Source organism: Streptomyces sp. DSM 106670, from assembly GCF_055792845.1.
In genome coordinates this window covers 2,930,581-2,944,874 of sequence record NZ_CM147704.1, presented here as the reverse complement: position 1 = coordinate 2,944,874, position 14,294 = coordinate 2,930,581, and the positions used below count along the sequence as shown (strand labels likewise).

The 14,294-nt window shown below is 72.8% G+C and carries 9 protein-coding genes, 1 other RNA gene and 1 pseudogene; 9 read left to right on the top strand and 2 right to left on the bottom strand.

The annotated features are described in order from the left end of the window. Nucleotides 1-31: 31 nt before the first annotated feature. Complete coding sequence (locus tag ACSMXR_RS13040; RefSeq protein ID WP_473171915.1) at nt 32-3,793, bottom strand: FHA domain-containing protein; 3,762 nt, start codon at nt 3,791-3,793, stop codon at nt 32-34. Between the two features lie 477 nt (nt 3,794-4,270). Here ACSMXR_RS13040 and ACSMXR_RS13035 point away from each other — a divergent pair, with 477 nt between their 5' ends. The 4 genes and pseudogenes from ACSMXR_RS13035 (at nt 4,271) to ACSMXR_RS13020 (ending at nt 9,750) form a co-directional block, all read left to right on the top strand. After that, complete coding sequence (locus tag ACSMXR_RS13035; protein ID WP_376188545.1) at nt 4,271-5,944, top strand: serine/threonine-protein kinase; 1,674 nt, start codon at nt 4,271-4,273, stop codon at nt 5,942-5,944. 164 nt (nt 5,945-6,108) lie between these two features. Next, nucleotides 6,109-7,355 (top strand): annotated as a pseudogene (locus ACSMXR_RS13030) (serine/threonine-protein kinase). Between the two features lie 82 nt (nt 7,356-7,437). After that, a complete protein-coding gene (prfB, locus tag ACSMXR_RS13025) occupies nt 7,438-8,544 on the top strand; it encodes a peptide chain release factor 2 (RefSeq protein ID WP_030075761.1) in 1,107 nt (368 codons plus the stop codon). A 330-nt stretch (nt 8,545-8,874) separates the two neighbouring features. Then, complete coding sequence (locus ACSMXR_RS13020) at nt 8,875-9,750, top strand: LPXTG cell wall anchor domain-containing protein (RefSeq protein WP_473171914.1); 876 nt, start codon at nt 8,875-8,877, stop codon at nt 9,748-9,750. Nucleotides 9,751-9,909: 159 nt separating this feature from the next. Here the strand turns inward: ACSMXR_RS13020 and ACSMXR_RS13015 are convergent, their stop codons facing one another. Next, nucleotides 9,910-10,110 (bottom strand): hypothetical protein, encoded by a 201-nt coding sequence (locus tag ACSMXR_RS13015; RefSeq protein ID WP_030087514.1) that lies wholly within the window; start codon nt 10,108-10,110, stop codon nt 9,910-9,912. Between the two features lie 260 nt (nt 10,111-10,370). Between ACSMXR_RS13015 and ftsE the strand changes: the two genes are divergently transcribed. From ftsE to ssrA, 5 genes are all read left to right on the top strand, one after another. Further along, a complete protein-coding gene (ftsE, locus tag ACSMXR_RS13010; RefSeq protein ID WP_003968787.1) occupies nt 10,371-11,060 on the top strand; it encodes a cell division ATP-binding protein FtsE in 690 nt (229 codons plus the stop codon). 54 nt (nt 11,061-11,114) lie between these two features. Continuing rightward, on the top strand, nt 11,115-12,032 hold the full coding sequence (gene ftsX / locus ACSMXR_RS13005) for a permease-like cell division protein FtsX (RefSeq protein WP_030087517.1): 918 nt from the start codon (nt 11,115-11,117) through the stop codon (nt 12,030-12,032). A gap of 68 nt (nt 12,033-12,100) precedes the next feature. Continuing rightward, nucleotides 12,101-13,288: a S41 family peptidase gene (locus ACSMXR_RS13000; RefSeq protein ID WP_137233657.1), complete on the top strand. Its 1,188-nt coding sequence runs from the start codon at nt 12,101-12,103 to the stop codon at nt 13,286-13,288. Nucleotides 13,289-13,306: 18 nt separating this feature from the next. Next, nucleotides 13,307-13,795 (top strand): SsrA-binding protein SmpB, encoded by a 489-nt coding sequence (gene smpB, locus ACSMXR_RS12995; RefSeq protein WP_026241535.1) that lies wholly within the window; start codon nt 13,307-13,309, stop codon nt 13,793-13,795. 98 nt (nt 13,796-13,893) lie between these two features. Next, nucleotides 13,894-14,281, top strand: a transfer-messenger RNA (tmRNA) gene (gene ssrA / locus ACSMXR_RS12990). Nucleotides 14,282-14,294: the final 13 nt, after the last annotated feature.

Here is a 14,294-nt window from a genome sequence, read left to right as displayed (position 1 = left end):
CCAGTGCCGGTGTCCTGTGCCGGTGGTCGCTTCAGGCCGTGAACGGGACCAGGGCGGGCAGCCGCTCGGCGTTCACCGAACGGGCCGCGCGCTCCAGGGCACTGGCGAGCAGCGCCAGGTCGGTCGGCCCGTTGCCCAGCTCCCGGACCGGGCGCCGGGTCGGCGGATCGCCCATCCGCTCCCACTCCAGCGGGACCACGGTGGGGCGCAGCGTCGCCGTGCGCGGGATGCGGCCGGTGACCCGGCCCCCCTGGAACGGCGTCACCCGGCCGTCCGGATGCCCCAACCGGCCCCGGCCGGGGGCCGGTTCGTCCGGGGACGGCGGCAGCACCGGGGCGTCCAGCACGATGCGCAGCCGGGCGCCGCGGGCCAGCTCGGTGTCCTCGGTACGGTCGGGGCGCGCGGAGGTGGCGACCAGATGCACCCCGAGCCGTCCGCCGTCCCGGGCGACGGCCTCCAGCGCCCGCACCACCGAACCGGCGGCGGGCCGGCCCGGGCTGCCGAGCGCCGGGGCGACCAGGGCGTCGAAGTCGTCGGCGAGGACGACGAGCCGGGGCAGCGGGGACGGGCCCGGGTCCGCGGACCGGGCGGCGGCGGGGCGCAGCCGCAGCGTGCCGCTGGCCGGGGAGTCCAGATCGCCCCGCCGCTCGGCGCCGCTCGGCGGCCGCTGGCCCACGACGCGGGGCGCGGCCTCCTGCTGCGCCTCCTGCTGGGCGTACCGCTCGTGCCAGGCGGCGAAGTCCAGGTCGCCGAGCAGCTCGGCGCGCCGCTTCAGCTCGCCGCCCAGGGCCTGCGCGAACTCCCGCATCCGGACCGGGTCGCACGCCACGAGGTGCGTGAAGACATGCGGCAGCTCCGTACAGGGAAGCAGGCCCTCGCCGCGCTCGCCCTGCTCGCCGCCGGCGCCGTCGACCAGCAGGATGCCGAGCCGGTCGGGCCGGGCCGCGGCGGCGAGCGAGGCGGCGACGGCCCGGAGCAGTTCGGTACGGCCGCTGCCCGGCGGCCCCTCGATCAGCAGATGCGGCCCTTCGTCGGCGAGATCGACGCTGAGGGGGCCCCGGGGGCCCGCCCCGAGCACGAGGACCGGCCGGCCGGAGTGCACGGTGGGCCGGTCCGCGACCGCGTCGCCCTGCTCACCGGCCCCGGCGCCCTGGCCCGGCCCGGAGCGCTGGGCGCCGAGGTAGGGCGTGCGCTCGGAGTCACGGGTGTCGCGGGCGTCCAGCGGCGGGTAGGGCGTGCGGCCGGAGTCGCGGGCGTCCAGCGGGGGATACGGGGTGCGGTCCGGGTCGGGGGTGCCCGCCGCCGGGTACGGGGTGCGGCCGGAGTCGCGCTCCGAGGAGGCCGCCGTGCGCTGGGGGCCGACGCGCGGGCCCGCGCTGAGGGTGCGGCCGGAGTTGGGGCTGTCCAGCTCCGGGCGGGGCGCGGAGACAGCCGAGGCCCTGGGCGCCGAGGCACCGGGCTGGGCCTCCGCCGTGGACGCCCAGCGGGCCATCAGCGAGGCCGGAGTGGCGCGGGCCAGGCCCAGCTCGTCCAGCAGCCGGGCGGACGGCGGCAGCGCCGCGGTCGTCGGGCGGCCCGCCAGCGCGGCCGAGCCCTCCTCGCGCAGCGGTGCGAGCGCCCGCCCGAACCGCTCGGCCCAGGCCGGCGACACCGCGTCCACCGCGGCCACCGTCCCGTGCCCCGCCGCCTGCCCGCCCGCCGTGCGCAGCAGCCGCAACGCCGTGGCGACGTCGCCGCTCAGCATCGCGACCGCCCCGCACTCGCGGAAGGCGATGGAGGCCCGGCAGGCGGCCTCGTACGTCGCGGCCACCGGGGAGGTGGGGGAGGCGGCCGGGGTCTCGGCCAGGCAGATCAGATGGATCCCGGCCGCCGCGCCCGCCCCGGCCAGTCGTGCGGTGGTCTCGCGGAGCATCGCCGTACCGGGGTCGCCGTCCAGGACGACCACCGTGTGCGGCCCCTTGTGGGCGCGGGCGGCCTCGGCCACCGCCGCCCGGTCCAGATGCGGCCAGCCGGGACCGAGCGGGCCCTCGTCGAGGCGGCGCACCAGCTCGGCCGTACGGGCGGCCGCCTGATCACGGTCGTACGCGAGGAGCAGCCGGCAGTCCTGCCCGTGCGTCGGACGCAGATGCGGCAGCCACCCCAGCCAGGACCACTCGCGCCGCCGTTCCTCCAGCGGGCGGGCGCGGTCCGTGCTGATGAGGACGATCTCCAGGTCGAACGGGGAGTGCAGCGCGGCGAGCTGCGCGACCGTCGCGCGGGCCAGCCCCGCCAGCCGGGCGCGCGGACCGGCGAGCCCCAGCGAACCGGCCTCCCGCAGCCCCACGGTCACCGGCACGGCGGGCACCTCGGCCCGGTCGGTCGTGCCGAGCCGCACCACCAGCGCCTCCGGGTGCTCCGGGTGGCGCTCCCAGAGCCGGGGCCCGGGCCCGAGCGCGGTCAGCAGCACGGCGGCCGGGTCGGGCCAGGTGCCCTCGGGGGCGGAGGTCAGCGCGGAGAAGGGCGAACCGGGGGAGACGGGCGAGGCGAGGTGCCCGGCGCCCGACGCCGGATCGCCGGAGGGGTCGGCGTACCCGTCCGGGAAACCCTGGGAGCCGTACGTACCGGAGGCGCCGGAGCCGTACGTTCCGGAGGGCCCCGAGGATCCATGCGTGCCGGAGCCGTACGCCGACGATCCGTACGCCGACGCGGCGCCCGGGTCGTCCGGGCTGCGGGTGCCGCCGTACCCGTCCGGGCCGCCGGAGGGCCTGGACCGGCCGCCCCCGGTCTCCGGGCCCGCCGTCTGCTCACCCTTCGCGCCGCCCTTGAGCCGCCTCGCCCAGGCCCCTATGCCGCGCCGGGGCGCCGGGGCGTCGGTGAACTCCTCGTCGCGTCCGCGATCGCCGTGTCCGGCCTCGGCGCGCTCCGGCCAGGAGCCCTCGTCGGGGTCGGAGGAAGCGGAGGAGGCGGAGAAAGCGGAGGAAGTGAAGGACGTGGAAGGGGCGGCGGATGCGGAGGCGGAGAACGGGGAGGCCGGTGCGGACGTGCCGGGGCCGGGGGTCCGGGGCGAGGCGCCGTACGCCTGGCCGGGGCCCGGGCCGCCGTGGTCGGGGGTGTGCGCGGCGAAGGGCGCACCGGTGCCGTGGCCCGGGGCGGAGGGCCCCGTCTCGGCGCGGGTCACCCGCAGGTGCCCCTCGCCGTCCGGGGCGGTCGGCAGCGTCGCCGGACGGGAGCCCGCGGTGAGGCGGAGGGCGGATTCGCCGAGCCGCAGCAGTGCGCCGGGGACGAGACGGACCGGCCGTTCGTGCACCTCGACGCCGTCCAGCGAGGTGCCGTTCGTCGAGCCGAGGTCCGCGACCGAGACCCGGCCGTCGTCGGAGACCGTCACCGCGCAGTGCAGCCGGGAGACGTCCGGGTCGTCGAGCGGGACGTCCGCGTCGGCGGAGCGGCCGATCCGGATCTGCCCGCCGTGCAGCAGATGGACCCCGCCCGCGTCCGGCCCCGCCACCACGTGCAACTGGGCCGGAACGGCGTCGTCCGTCGCCTCGTCGTCGCCGGGCACCTGGAGCGAGAGGACCGCGCCGTCCACCAGGGGCGGCTCGCCCAGCGCGATGCGGTGTCCGTCCAGCCGCTCCCGGCCGGCGAAGAGCACGACCGCCCCGCCGCCCTGGGAGCTCTCGGGCCCCGACACGGCGGCGGCCAGCTGCGAGGCGACGGCGGCCAGCGCCGTCCCGGCGGGGGCGGTGACGAGCACGTCGCAGGTGCGCGCCGGGGTCTGGCCGCTGCGCGGCGCGAGGACGGTCAGCCGGATCTGCATCGCCGTCAGCGGTCCCTTCTGCGCGGGGGTGCCCGGCAGGGGAAACGCCCTGTGATTCCCCCCACCCGGCACGGACACGTCGTCCGTACAGGTCGTCACGCACCGCGAGACTCCGAGCCCGCAGATCCGTGCTGGAGGCATCCTCGCACCTGCCACTGACAACACGCCCGGCGGTCACCTTTAAATGATCTTGAATGGTCGGCTGTGGGCGCAAAAGTGCCTGCTTGCGTCCGGATCCTGCCGCTCGGAGGGCTTCCCTGGCAGTTACCTGCCCGATGCCGGGCCGGAACCCGTACCTGCGTCCGAACGTTCGTACGCCCCTGGGGCGGCCGTGCGGCAACCTTCCGCCCGGCCCGCGCGTCTTCCCCCGAAACGCGAGCCCCCACATGCCCCGTTCGGCGGCACTACAGTGGGCCGGAACATTCGGGCACCCTCTCGGGGGACCGCAAGCACCACGATCAGCAGGGAGCGCATGACGTGCGGCCGGTAGGCAGCAAGTACCTGCTCGAGGAGCCGCTCGGGCGCGGCGCCACGGGCACCGTCTGGCGAGCCCGCCAGCGGGAGACCGCGGGCGCCGAGGCGGCCGTCGCGGGTCAGCCCGGCGAGACCGTGGCCATCAAGGTCCTCAAGGAGGAGCTGGCCAACGACGCCGATGTCGTGATGCGGTTCCTGCGGGAGCGCTCCGTCCTGCTGCGGCTCACGCACCCGAACATCGTGCGCACCCGTGACCTCGTCGTCGAGGGCGATCTCCTCGCCCTCGTGATGGACCTGATCGACGGCCCCGACCTGCACCGCTACCTCCGCGAGAACGGCCCGCTCACCCCGGTCGCCGCGTCGCTGCTCACCGCGCAGATCGCGGACGCGCTCGCCGCCAGCCACGCCGACGGCGTCGTCCACCGCGACCTCAAGCCCGCCAACGTGCTGCTCGACGAGCGCGACGGCGGCATGACCCCGATGCTCACCGACTTCGGCATCGCGCGCCTCGCCGACTCCCCGGGCCTGACCCGGACCCACGAGTTCGTCGGCACGCCCGCCTATGTCGCGCCGGAGTCCGCCGAGGGCCGCCCGCAGACCTCCGCCGTCGACATCTACGGCGCGGGCATCCTGCTGTACGAGCTGGTCACCGGCCGTCCGCCGTTCGCCGGGGGCACCGCCCTCGAAGTCCTGCACCGGCACCTCAGCGAGGAGCCCCGCAGGCCCTCCACCGTGCCCGCCCCGCTGTGGACGGTCATAGAGCGCTGCCTCAGCAAGGACCCGGAGCGCCGGCCCAGCGCCGAGAACCTGGCCCGCGGTCTGCGTACGGTCGCCGCGGGCATCGGCGTCCACGCGAACTCCGCCCAGATCGCCGCCGCCGACGGGGTGGGCGCCCTGCTCGCCCCCGACCCGGCGCCCGCCGCGGTCCCGGAGACCCCGGGCGCGGCCGACCCCACGCAGGTGCTGCCGAGCAACGCGGGCTCCTACGACCCGGCCGCCGCCACCAGCGTGCTCCCGCAGACCGGACCCGGCGGCCAGGGCGGACCCGGCGGCCACGCCGACCCGACCGCCGTCCTGCCGCCCGTGCCGCAGCGCCCCGACGGGCCGCCGCAGCCGGACGGCCCGCACCCCTGGCAGTCACAGCTCCAGGCGGCCCGCGACCGCAACGAGCAGACCCAGGTCCAGTACCTCGACCCGAGCCAGGACCCGCTGCGCCGCCGCCCCCAGCGCCAGGCGCCGCAGCAGCAGCCGCCCCAGCGGCAGCAGCAGCCCGCACAGCGCAGGCAGCAGCCGCTCCAGCAGCAGTACCCGTATCAACAGCAGCAACAGCAGCCGCAGCGCTACCAGCAGCCGCAGCAGCCCCAGCGGCAGCAGTACGCGCCCCCGCAGCCGCAGCAGCCCCAGCAGCCGGCCGCGCGCCCGCCGCGCGAGCCGCGTCCGCCGAGGCAGCGCGGCGCCAACCCGATGCGCATCCCCGGACTCGGCTGCCTCAAGGGCTGCCTGTTCACCGTGGTGCTCCTGATCATCGCCGGCTGGCTCATCTGGGAGCTGACCCCGCTCCAGGACTGGGTCGCCCAGGGCAAGGGCTACTGGGAAGCGATCGGCGACGCCATCGGCAAGGTCACCGACTGGTTCTCCCAGCTCGGCGACAGCGCCGGAGGCTCGGGCGGGGCCTGACCCGTAATCAGGGCCCGGCCGCGCAATGCTGTCCCTTTGTCGACTTCTCCGGGCCTATTTGGCCCGGAGAAGTGAAGGTCGGCGCCATCCAGGGCACGTGACACCCCGAACGCCGCGTAACTTTGTCGACCGGGGGTCCACCGCCAGCCGCTGAGGGAGCAGTCTTGGCACGGAATATCGGCAGCCGGTACACGGCCCACCAGATCCTGGGGCGCGGCAGCGCCGGCACGGTATGGCTCGGCGAAGGGCCCGAGGGCCCGGTCGCCATCAAGCTGCTCCGTGAGGACCTCGCGTCCGACCAGGAGCTCGTGGGCCGCTTCGTACAGGAGCGCACCGCCCTGCTCGGGCTCGACCACCCGCACGTGGTCGCCGTCCGGGACCTCGTCGTGGACGGCAACGACCTCGCCCTGGTCATGACGCTCGTCCGCGGCACCGACCTGCGCACCCGCCTGGACCGCGAGCGCCGCCTCGCCCCCGAGGCCGCCGTCGCGATCATCGCGGACGTCGCCGACGGGCTGGCCGCCGCGCACAAGGCCCAGATCGTCCACCGGGACGTCAAGCCGGAGAACATCCTGCTCGACATGGAGGGCCCGCTCGGCCCCGGCGGCGCCCACCCCGCCCTGCTCACCGACTTCGGCGTCGCCAAGCTGATCGACACCCCGCGCCGCACCAAGGCCACGAAGATCATCGGTACGCCGGACTACCTGGCCCCCGAGATCGTCGAGGGCCTCCCGCCACGCGCCGCCGTCGACATCTACGCGCTCGCGACCGTGCTCTACGAGCTGCTCGCCGGATTCACGCCCTTCGGCGGCGGCCACCCCGGCGCGGTCCTGCGCCGCCATGTCACCGAGACCGTCGTCCCGCTCCCCGGCATCCCCGAGGAGCTCTGGCAGCTCCTCGTCCAGTGCCTGGCCAAGGCCCCCGCCTCCCGGCTGCGCGCCTCGGAGCTCGCCGTACGGCTGCGCGACCTGCTGCCCCTGCTGGCAGGGATACCCCCGCTGGAGGTGGACGAGCCGGGCCCCGAGGAGAGCGACCAGCAGCCCGCCGGCTACGACGAGCAGCAGTACACCCCGGCCGCCGAGGAGCCCCGCCGCCGCGGCGCGGTCCCGCTGGTGCCCGGCTCCGCGCCCGACTCAACCGGGACACCCACACGAGCATGCGCGTCCCGGCCCCGGACGAGCTGGCGGGCGGCCCGCTCGGGACGGCCCGCGCCCCCCGCGCCCCGGGCAGGCCCCGGCCCGGCTCCGCCCGCAACAAGGCGGCCGCCGTCCGCAAGCGCCGCCTCACCCTCGGTGTCGCCGCCCTCGCCCTCTGCGCGGCCGTCGCGGTCGGCGGCTGGCTGGCCACCGGCGGCGGAGACGGGGACGGGGCGCCCCAGGACAGCGAGAACTCGGCCCCGGCGACCCCCTGAGCGCACCCCTTCCCCGGGCGGGTTTCCGGACCGGTTCCCGGGGGAGGGCAAGCTTCATCCGGTCAGCCGTTACGCTGGACCCGTGGCAGTCGTCGATATTTCCGAAGAGCTGAAGTCCCTCTCCTCGACCATGGGGTCGATCGAGGCCGTCCTGGACCTGGATGCGCTGAGGGCGGACATCGCCGCGCTCGAGGAGCAGGCTGCGGCGCCGTCCCTGTGGGACGACCCGGAGGCGGCCCAGAAGATCACCAGCAAGCTTTCGCACCTCCAGGCCGAGGTCCGCAAGGCCGAGACCCTGCGCGGCCGCATCGACGACCTCGAAGTCCTCTTCGAGCTCGCCGCTGACGAGGGCGACGCCGACGCCCAGGCGGAGGCCGAGTCCGAGCTGGAGTCGGTGAAGAAGGCGCTGGACGAGATGGAGGTCCGTACGCTCCTCTCCGGCGAGTACGACGCGCGCGAGGCCCTGGTGACCATCCGGGCCGAGGCCGGCGGCGTCGACGCCGCGGACTTCGCGGAGAAGCTCCAGCGCATGTATCTCCGCTGGGCCGAGCAGCACAGCTACAAGACCGAGGTCTACGAGACCGCCTACGCCGAAGAGGCCGGCATCAAGTCGACCACCTTCGCCGTGCAGGTCCCGTACGCCTACGGCACGCTCTCCGTCGAGCAGGGCACCCACCGTCTGGTCCGCATCTCGCCCTTCGACAACCAGGGCCGCCGCCAGACGTCCTTCGCGGGCGTCGAGGTGCTCCCGGTCGTCGAGCAGACCGACCACATCGAGATCGACGAGTCCGAGCTGCGCGTGGACGTGTACCGCTCCTCGGGCCCCGGCGGACAGGGCGTCAACACCACGGACTCCGCGGTCCGTCTGACCCACCTGCCCACCGGCATCGTCGTCTCCTGCCAGAACGAGCGCTCGCAGATCCAGAACAAGGCGTCCGCGATGAACGTCCTCCAGGCGAAGCTTCTCGAGCGCCGCCGCCAGGAGGAGCAGGCCAAGATGAACGCGCTCAAGGGCGACGGCGGCAACTCCTGGGGCAACCAGATGCGTTCGTACGTCCTGCACCCGTACCAGATGGTCAAGGACCTGCGTACGGAGTTCGAGATGGGCAACCCCGAAGCGGTCTTCAACGGCGAGATCGACGGCTTCGTCGAAGCGGGCATCCGCTGGCGCAAGCAGCGCGAGAAGTAGCCTCGGCGGTACGGAGGTTGGGCCCGGACAGGCGACTGTCCGGGCCCTTCCGCGTTGAGGAGAAGCTGTGCCCGATGCGTCACAGTCGTGCTTCCGAATAGCCGTCAAGAACCCCCATACCGGTGTGTAGTGCACGGAACGGCCTTGACGTAATCCTTAACTCTGGCCAGGGTGCTAGAGCAGCATGCGTATGTCTGGGACGGGTGTGAACCGGGGGGCGGGCGGGGTGACCACGACACGACGTGGCCTTGCCGAGAGCGATTCCCCGCAGGGCCACGGCCCGCATATGGCTGCTCCAATGACGAGATCGGCTACTGGGGGTAGCAACACATGACGAAGAAGACGCGTGTCCGCGTCGCGCGGATAGCCGCTGGTGCGGTTATTGCCGCAGGTGCCTCGCTGACCGCTGCCGGTGCGGCGCAGGCGCTGGACCTCAACGGTTCCAACGAATCGATCACCACCCAGGACGAGACCGATGACGGTCTCATCGGTGGCCTCATCCAGGGCACCACCGATGGTGGCGACCCGGGTGGCGTCGACGCGGGCGCCGACGGCGGTACCGCTGACGGCGGTGTCGACGGTGGCGTTGACGGCGGTGTCGATGGTGGCGTTGACGGCGGTGCCGATGGTGGCGTCGATGGCGGTGCTGACGGTGGCGTCGATGGCGGTGTCGACGGTGGCGTTGACGGCGGTGCCGATGGTGGCGTTGACGGCGGTGCTGACGGTGGCGTCGATGGCGGTGCCGATGGTGGCGTTGACGGCGGTGCCGATGGCGGTGCTGACGGCGGTGCCGATGGCGGCGTTGATGGTGGCGTCGACGGCGGCTCCGGCAACAACGGCGGCTCGGGCAACAACGGCGGTTCCGGCAACAACGGTGGCTCCGGCAACAACGGCGGCGGCGACCAGGGCGGCACCACCGGCTCCACCGGTGGCTCCACGGCCGGCTCCACCGGCGGTTCCACCACCGGTGGCGACGACGCCGGCACCTGCACCGTCGACCTCGACGGCGCCGAGTGCACCGACGGCACCGACACCGACAGTGTCGGCAACAAGCCGGTCGAGCAGAGCAAGGGCAAGGAAGAGCTCGCCGAGACCGGTGCGGCCGAGACGACCTTCCTGGTCATCGGCGCCGCGACGATGATCGCGGGCGGCATCGGCTTCCGTATCCTGCCCCGCCTCGTCGGCGGCGGTCGCACGGTCGCCTAGTCCGCGGCGCGGACCGCGAAGGGCCCGGGAGGGCGTACGACGCCTCCCGGGCCCTTCTGCGCGCCCGAACCGCTCAGGCGGCCGTACGCATACGTCTGTCAGCCCCCGACGGGGCGATGAGGGGCGGCCCCGGAGGGCCGTGCGCGTGTGCGGGCCGGATCAGGCCGCTTGGTGCGCCAGCAGCGCGAGAGCGGTCAGCAGCACCACCATCAGGGCGATCAGCATCGCCGGGCTCATCCCGGCCAGCGGGCCCTGGCCCTGCTCCTCCAGCATCTGCTGCCGTACGGCACGGCAGACACGGCAGCGGCCCTCGCTCACGGGCGCCGCGCAGTTCGCGCACACCAGTCGGTCATAGGTCATGCGCATTCCTCCTCCCGCGCGGCGGAGCCGCTTGCCTGCTTTCTCTCCGCACAACGCTCACGGAAACGCAACCGTTCCCCCCACCACTGTGCCAGCTCGCGGCGATTTCGGCGCGGCCCGCCGGACAAGGTCCGGCACGACCCGTTTCGTTCCGGCGGTCGATCCGCCATAAATCGCCCATTGCCGGACGCCGCCTGCACGCGTGAGCCCGGTTCGCGTATGGTCACGCTCACCTACTCCCGGCCGACCGTGGTGCATCCGTGATCCGATTCGACAACGTCTCCAAGACCTACCCGAAGCAGACCCGACCGGCTCTGCGCGATGTCTCGCTGGACATCGAGAAGGGTGAGTTCGTCTTCCTGGTGGGGTCCTCCGGCTCCGGCAAGTCGACCTTCATGCGACTGATCCTGCGCGAGGAGCGCGCCAGCACGGGCATGGTCCATGTGCTCGGCAAGGACCTCGCGCGGCTGTCCAACTGGAAGGTGCCGCAGATGCGCCGCCAGCTGGGGACGGTCTTCCAGGACTTCCGCCTGCTGCCCAACAAGACGGTCGCGGAGAACGTGGCCTTCGCGCAGGAGGTCATCGGCAAGCCCCGCGGCGAGATCCGCAAGGCCGTGCCCCAGGTGCTCGACCTCGTCGGCCTCGGCGGCAAGGAGGAGCGGATGCCCGGTGAGCTCTCCGGTGGTGAGCAGCAGCGTGTGGCCATCGCCCGCGCCTTCGTGAACCGCCCCATGCTGCTGATCGCGGACGAGCCGACCGGCAACCTCGACCCGCAGACCTCGGTCGGCATCATGAAGCTGCTGGACCGGATCAACCGGACCGGCACCACCGTGATCATGGCGACCCACGACCAGAACATCGTCGACCAGATGCGCAAGCGCGTCATCGAGCTCGAGCAGGGCCGTCTCGTACGCGACCAGGCACGCGGCGTCTACGGCTACCAGCACTGACCGAGGGGCTCCGGCCCCTCGTGCATTTCGAGCATCGAGTACTGAAAGGACGCCATGCGCGCCCAGTTCGTCCTGTCGGAGATCGGCGTCGGTCTCCGCCGCAACCTCACGATGACCTTCGCGGTCGTGGTCTCCGTCGCCCTCTCGCTCGCCCTGTTCGGCGGTGCGCTGCTGATGCGCGAGCAGGTCAGCACGATGAAGGACTACTGGTACGACAAGGTCAACGTCTCGATCTTCCTCTGCAACAAGAACGACGCCAAGGACATGCCCAAGTGCGCCAAGGGGGCTGTCACCAAGGAGCAGAAGGCGGAGATCAAGGCCGATCTGGAGAAGATGGACGCCGTCCAGACGGTCCACTTCGAGACGGTCGACGAGGCGTACAAGCACTACCAGGAGCAGTTCGGCGACTCCCCGATGGCGGGCAACATCACGCCCGACCAGATGCAGGAGTCCTTCCGGGTCAAGCTGGACGACCCGCAGAAGTACAAGGTCGTCGCGACGGCCTTCGCCGGACGCGACGGGGTGCAGTCCGTCCAGGACCAACGGTCCATCCTGGACAACCTCTTCGAGCTGATGAACGGCATGAACGTCGTCGCGATCTACGTGATGATCCTCATGCTCGTCATCGCGCTGATCCTGATCGTCAACACCGTGCGCGTCTCCGCGTTCAGCCGGAGACGTGAAACGGGCATCATGCGCCTGGTGGGAGCCTCCGGCTTCTACATCCAGGCCCCCTTCATCATGGAGGCGGCCGTCGCCGGCCTGATCGGCGGCGTCCTGGCCTGCGGCATGCTGCTCGGCGGCCGGTACTTCCTGATCGACGGCGGTCTCGCGCTCCAGGAGAAGCTGAACCTGATCAACTTCATCGGCTGGGACGCGGTCCTCACCAAGCTTCCGCTGGTGCTCGCGATCGGTCTGCTGATGCCCGCCGTCGCCGCTCTCTTCGCGCTGCGCAAGTACCTGAAGGTGTGACATGTGCCCCCTGGGGCGCACGGGCGATCGCCCGTGCGCCCCAGGGGGTTTGTCCTAGACTCGTCGCCATGTCGGGCTCCGCTCAACGCTTCGGGCCCCGCGGTCTCCGCCGCGGGGCGGCCCTGACATTGGTCTTCGGGTGCGCTCTCGCCACCGCCGCCGCGACCGGTTCGCTGCCGCAGGACCCCGAGCCCGGGGCCGGGCCGAAGACCCGTGCCGTCTCCTCCACCGTCGCCCCGGTCGACCGTGAGGAGATCGAGGACGCCGCCGCCGAGGCCGAGGCCGACGGGAAGTCCGTGAAGGACGCCGCCGAGGAGGTCGTCAGCCGCAGCGGGGACCGCTGGGGGGCGGTCTACGACGAGCGGGAGTACGAGGAGTTCGAGCAGGCGCTGGACGGTACGTACACCGGCGTCGGGCTCTCCGCCCGGCGCACCGCCCACGGCGGCGTCACCGTGTCCCGGGTCCAGCCCGGCGGTCCCGCCGACCGGGCCGGCATCCGTACCGGCGACCTGCTGCGCACCCTGGACGGCCGGGCGGTCGGCAAGCGCCCCGTCGCGGAGATCGTCGCGTTACTGCGCGGAGACGGCAAGGGAGCGGCCGAGGGCAGCCGGGTGGAGCTGGGTCTGGTCCGGGAGGGTCGGAGCTGGACCGAGACCCTGCGGCGGGCCCGGCTGGCGACCGAGCCGGTCACCGTACGGCGGCTGGGGGCCGAGCCCTCGTCGGCGGTCCTGATCAAGGTGGCCGCGTTCACCAAGGGTGCGGGGGCCGGCGTCCGGGACGCCGTGCGGGACGCTCCCGAAGGGGCCGGGATACTGCTCGATCTGCGCGCCAACTCCGGCGGGCTCGTCGCCGAGGCCGTCGTCGCCGCCTCCGCCTTCCTGGACGGCGGTCTGGTCGCCACGTACGACGTGCGCGGCGAGGAACAGGCCCTGTACGCCGATCCGGGCGGTGACACGGAGCGGCCGGTCGTCGTCCTGGTCGACGGCGGCACGATGAGCGCGGCCGAGCTGCTGACCGGCGCGCTCCAGGACCGGGGCCGCGCGGTCACCGTCGGTTCGCCCACCTTCGGCAAGGGCTCCGTGCAGATGCCCAGCGAGCTTCCGGGCGGTTCGGTGGCCGAGCTGACCGTCGGCCACTACCGCACTCCGGGCGGCCGCACGGTCGACGGCCGGGGCATCACCCCCGACCTCGTGGTGGGGGAGCGGGCCCAGCAGCGGGCCGAAACGGTATTGAGTGGCCTCGGGGGTGGGTCGTAGTGCGAAAATGACCGCACTATGGCGAAGGAAAAAGACACCGGGCGCAAGATGATCGCGCAGAACAAGAAGGCGCGGCACGACTACACGATCCTCGACACCTACGAGTGCGGCCTCGTCCTCATGGGTACGGAGGTCAAGTCCCTGCGCATGGGGCGGGCCTCCCTGGTCGACGGCTTCGTGCAGATCGACGACCACGAGGCGTGGCTCCACAACATCCACGTACCCGAGTACGTCCAGGGCACCTGGACCAACCACGCGGCCAAGCGGAAGCGCAAGCTGCTGCTGCACCGGGCCGAGATCGACAAGCTGGAGTCGAAGTCGCAGGAGAGCGGTCACACGATCGTGCCGCTCGCGCTGTACTTCAAGGACGGCCGGGTCAAGGTCGAGATCGCGCTGGCGAAGGGCAAGAAGGAGTACGACAAGCGACAGACGCTCCGCGAGAAGCAGGACACGCGGGAGACGAACCGCGCCATCGCGGCGGCCCGCCGGCGGCAGCGCAGCGCCTGAGGACCCCCCCGCGGGGAATACGCTGGCATCGTCCGGCGTTGGTCACGTACGATGGGCCGTGCACCTCAGCGAAGGTGCGCGTTTTGAAAAATCAACATGGGGATGATCGGTTTCGACAGCGGATGTCGAAGCAGGGGAAGCGAGTCGAGGAAGCGGCAATGATCTCGTAAACCATATGTCGCAAACAATAATCGCCAATTCCAAGCGCGATTCCTCCGCCTTCGCCCTCGCTGCCTAATTAGCAGCTAAGCGAAGACTCTGCGGAGTGTCAGCCCGGGGGTGATCCCGACCCGGATCCTGGCATCAACTAGGGATCTAAACTTCTCGGCCCGGCCACGGGGCCGAGAAGGAAATCAAACAGTGGCTGGGCCTGTCGGAGGCTTGTTCGCGTGACCTCCGGGGCCGAGAAAAGCGTAGCGAACTGCACTCGGAGAAGCCCTGGTTCCGCACCGTTGGACGCGGGTTCGATTCCCGCCATCTCCACCACCCCATGTAAGCC

Excerpts from the sequence above, each read along its gene's own strand:
- ACSMXR_RS13040 (WP_473171915.1), bottom strand. The coding sequence starts at position 3,793 with ATGCAGATCCGGCTGACCGTCCTCGCGCCGCGCAGCGGCCAGACCCCG.
- ACSMXR_RS13020 (WP_473171914.1), top strand. The coding sequence starts at position 8,875 with ATGACGAAGAAGACGCGTGTCCGCGTCGCGCGGATAGCCGCTGGTGCG.
- ACSMXR_RS13015 (WP_030087514.1), bottom strand. The coding sequence starts at position 10,110 with ATGACCTATGACCGACTGGTGTGCGCGAACTGCGCGGCGCCCGTGAGC.
- ftsX (WP_030087517.1), top strand. The coding sequence starts at position 11,115 with ATGCGCGCCCAGTTCGTCCTGTCGGAGATCGGCGTCGGTCTCCGCCGC.
- ACSMXR_RS13000 (WP_137233657.1), top strand. The coding sequence starts at position 12,101 with ATGTCGGGCTCCGCTCAACGCTTCGGGCCCCGCGGTCTCCGCCGCGGG.
- smpB (WP_026241535.1), top strand. The coding sequence starts at position 13,307 with ATGGCGAAGGAAAAAGACACCGGGCGCAAGATGATCGCGCAGAACAAG.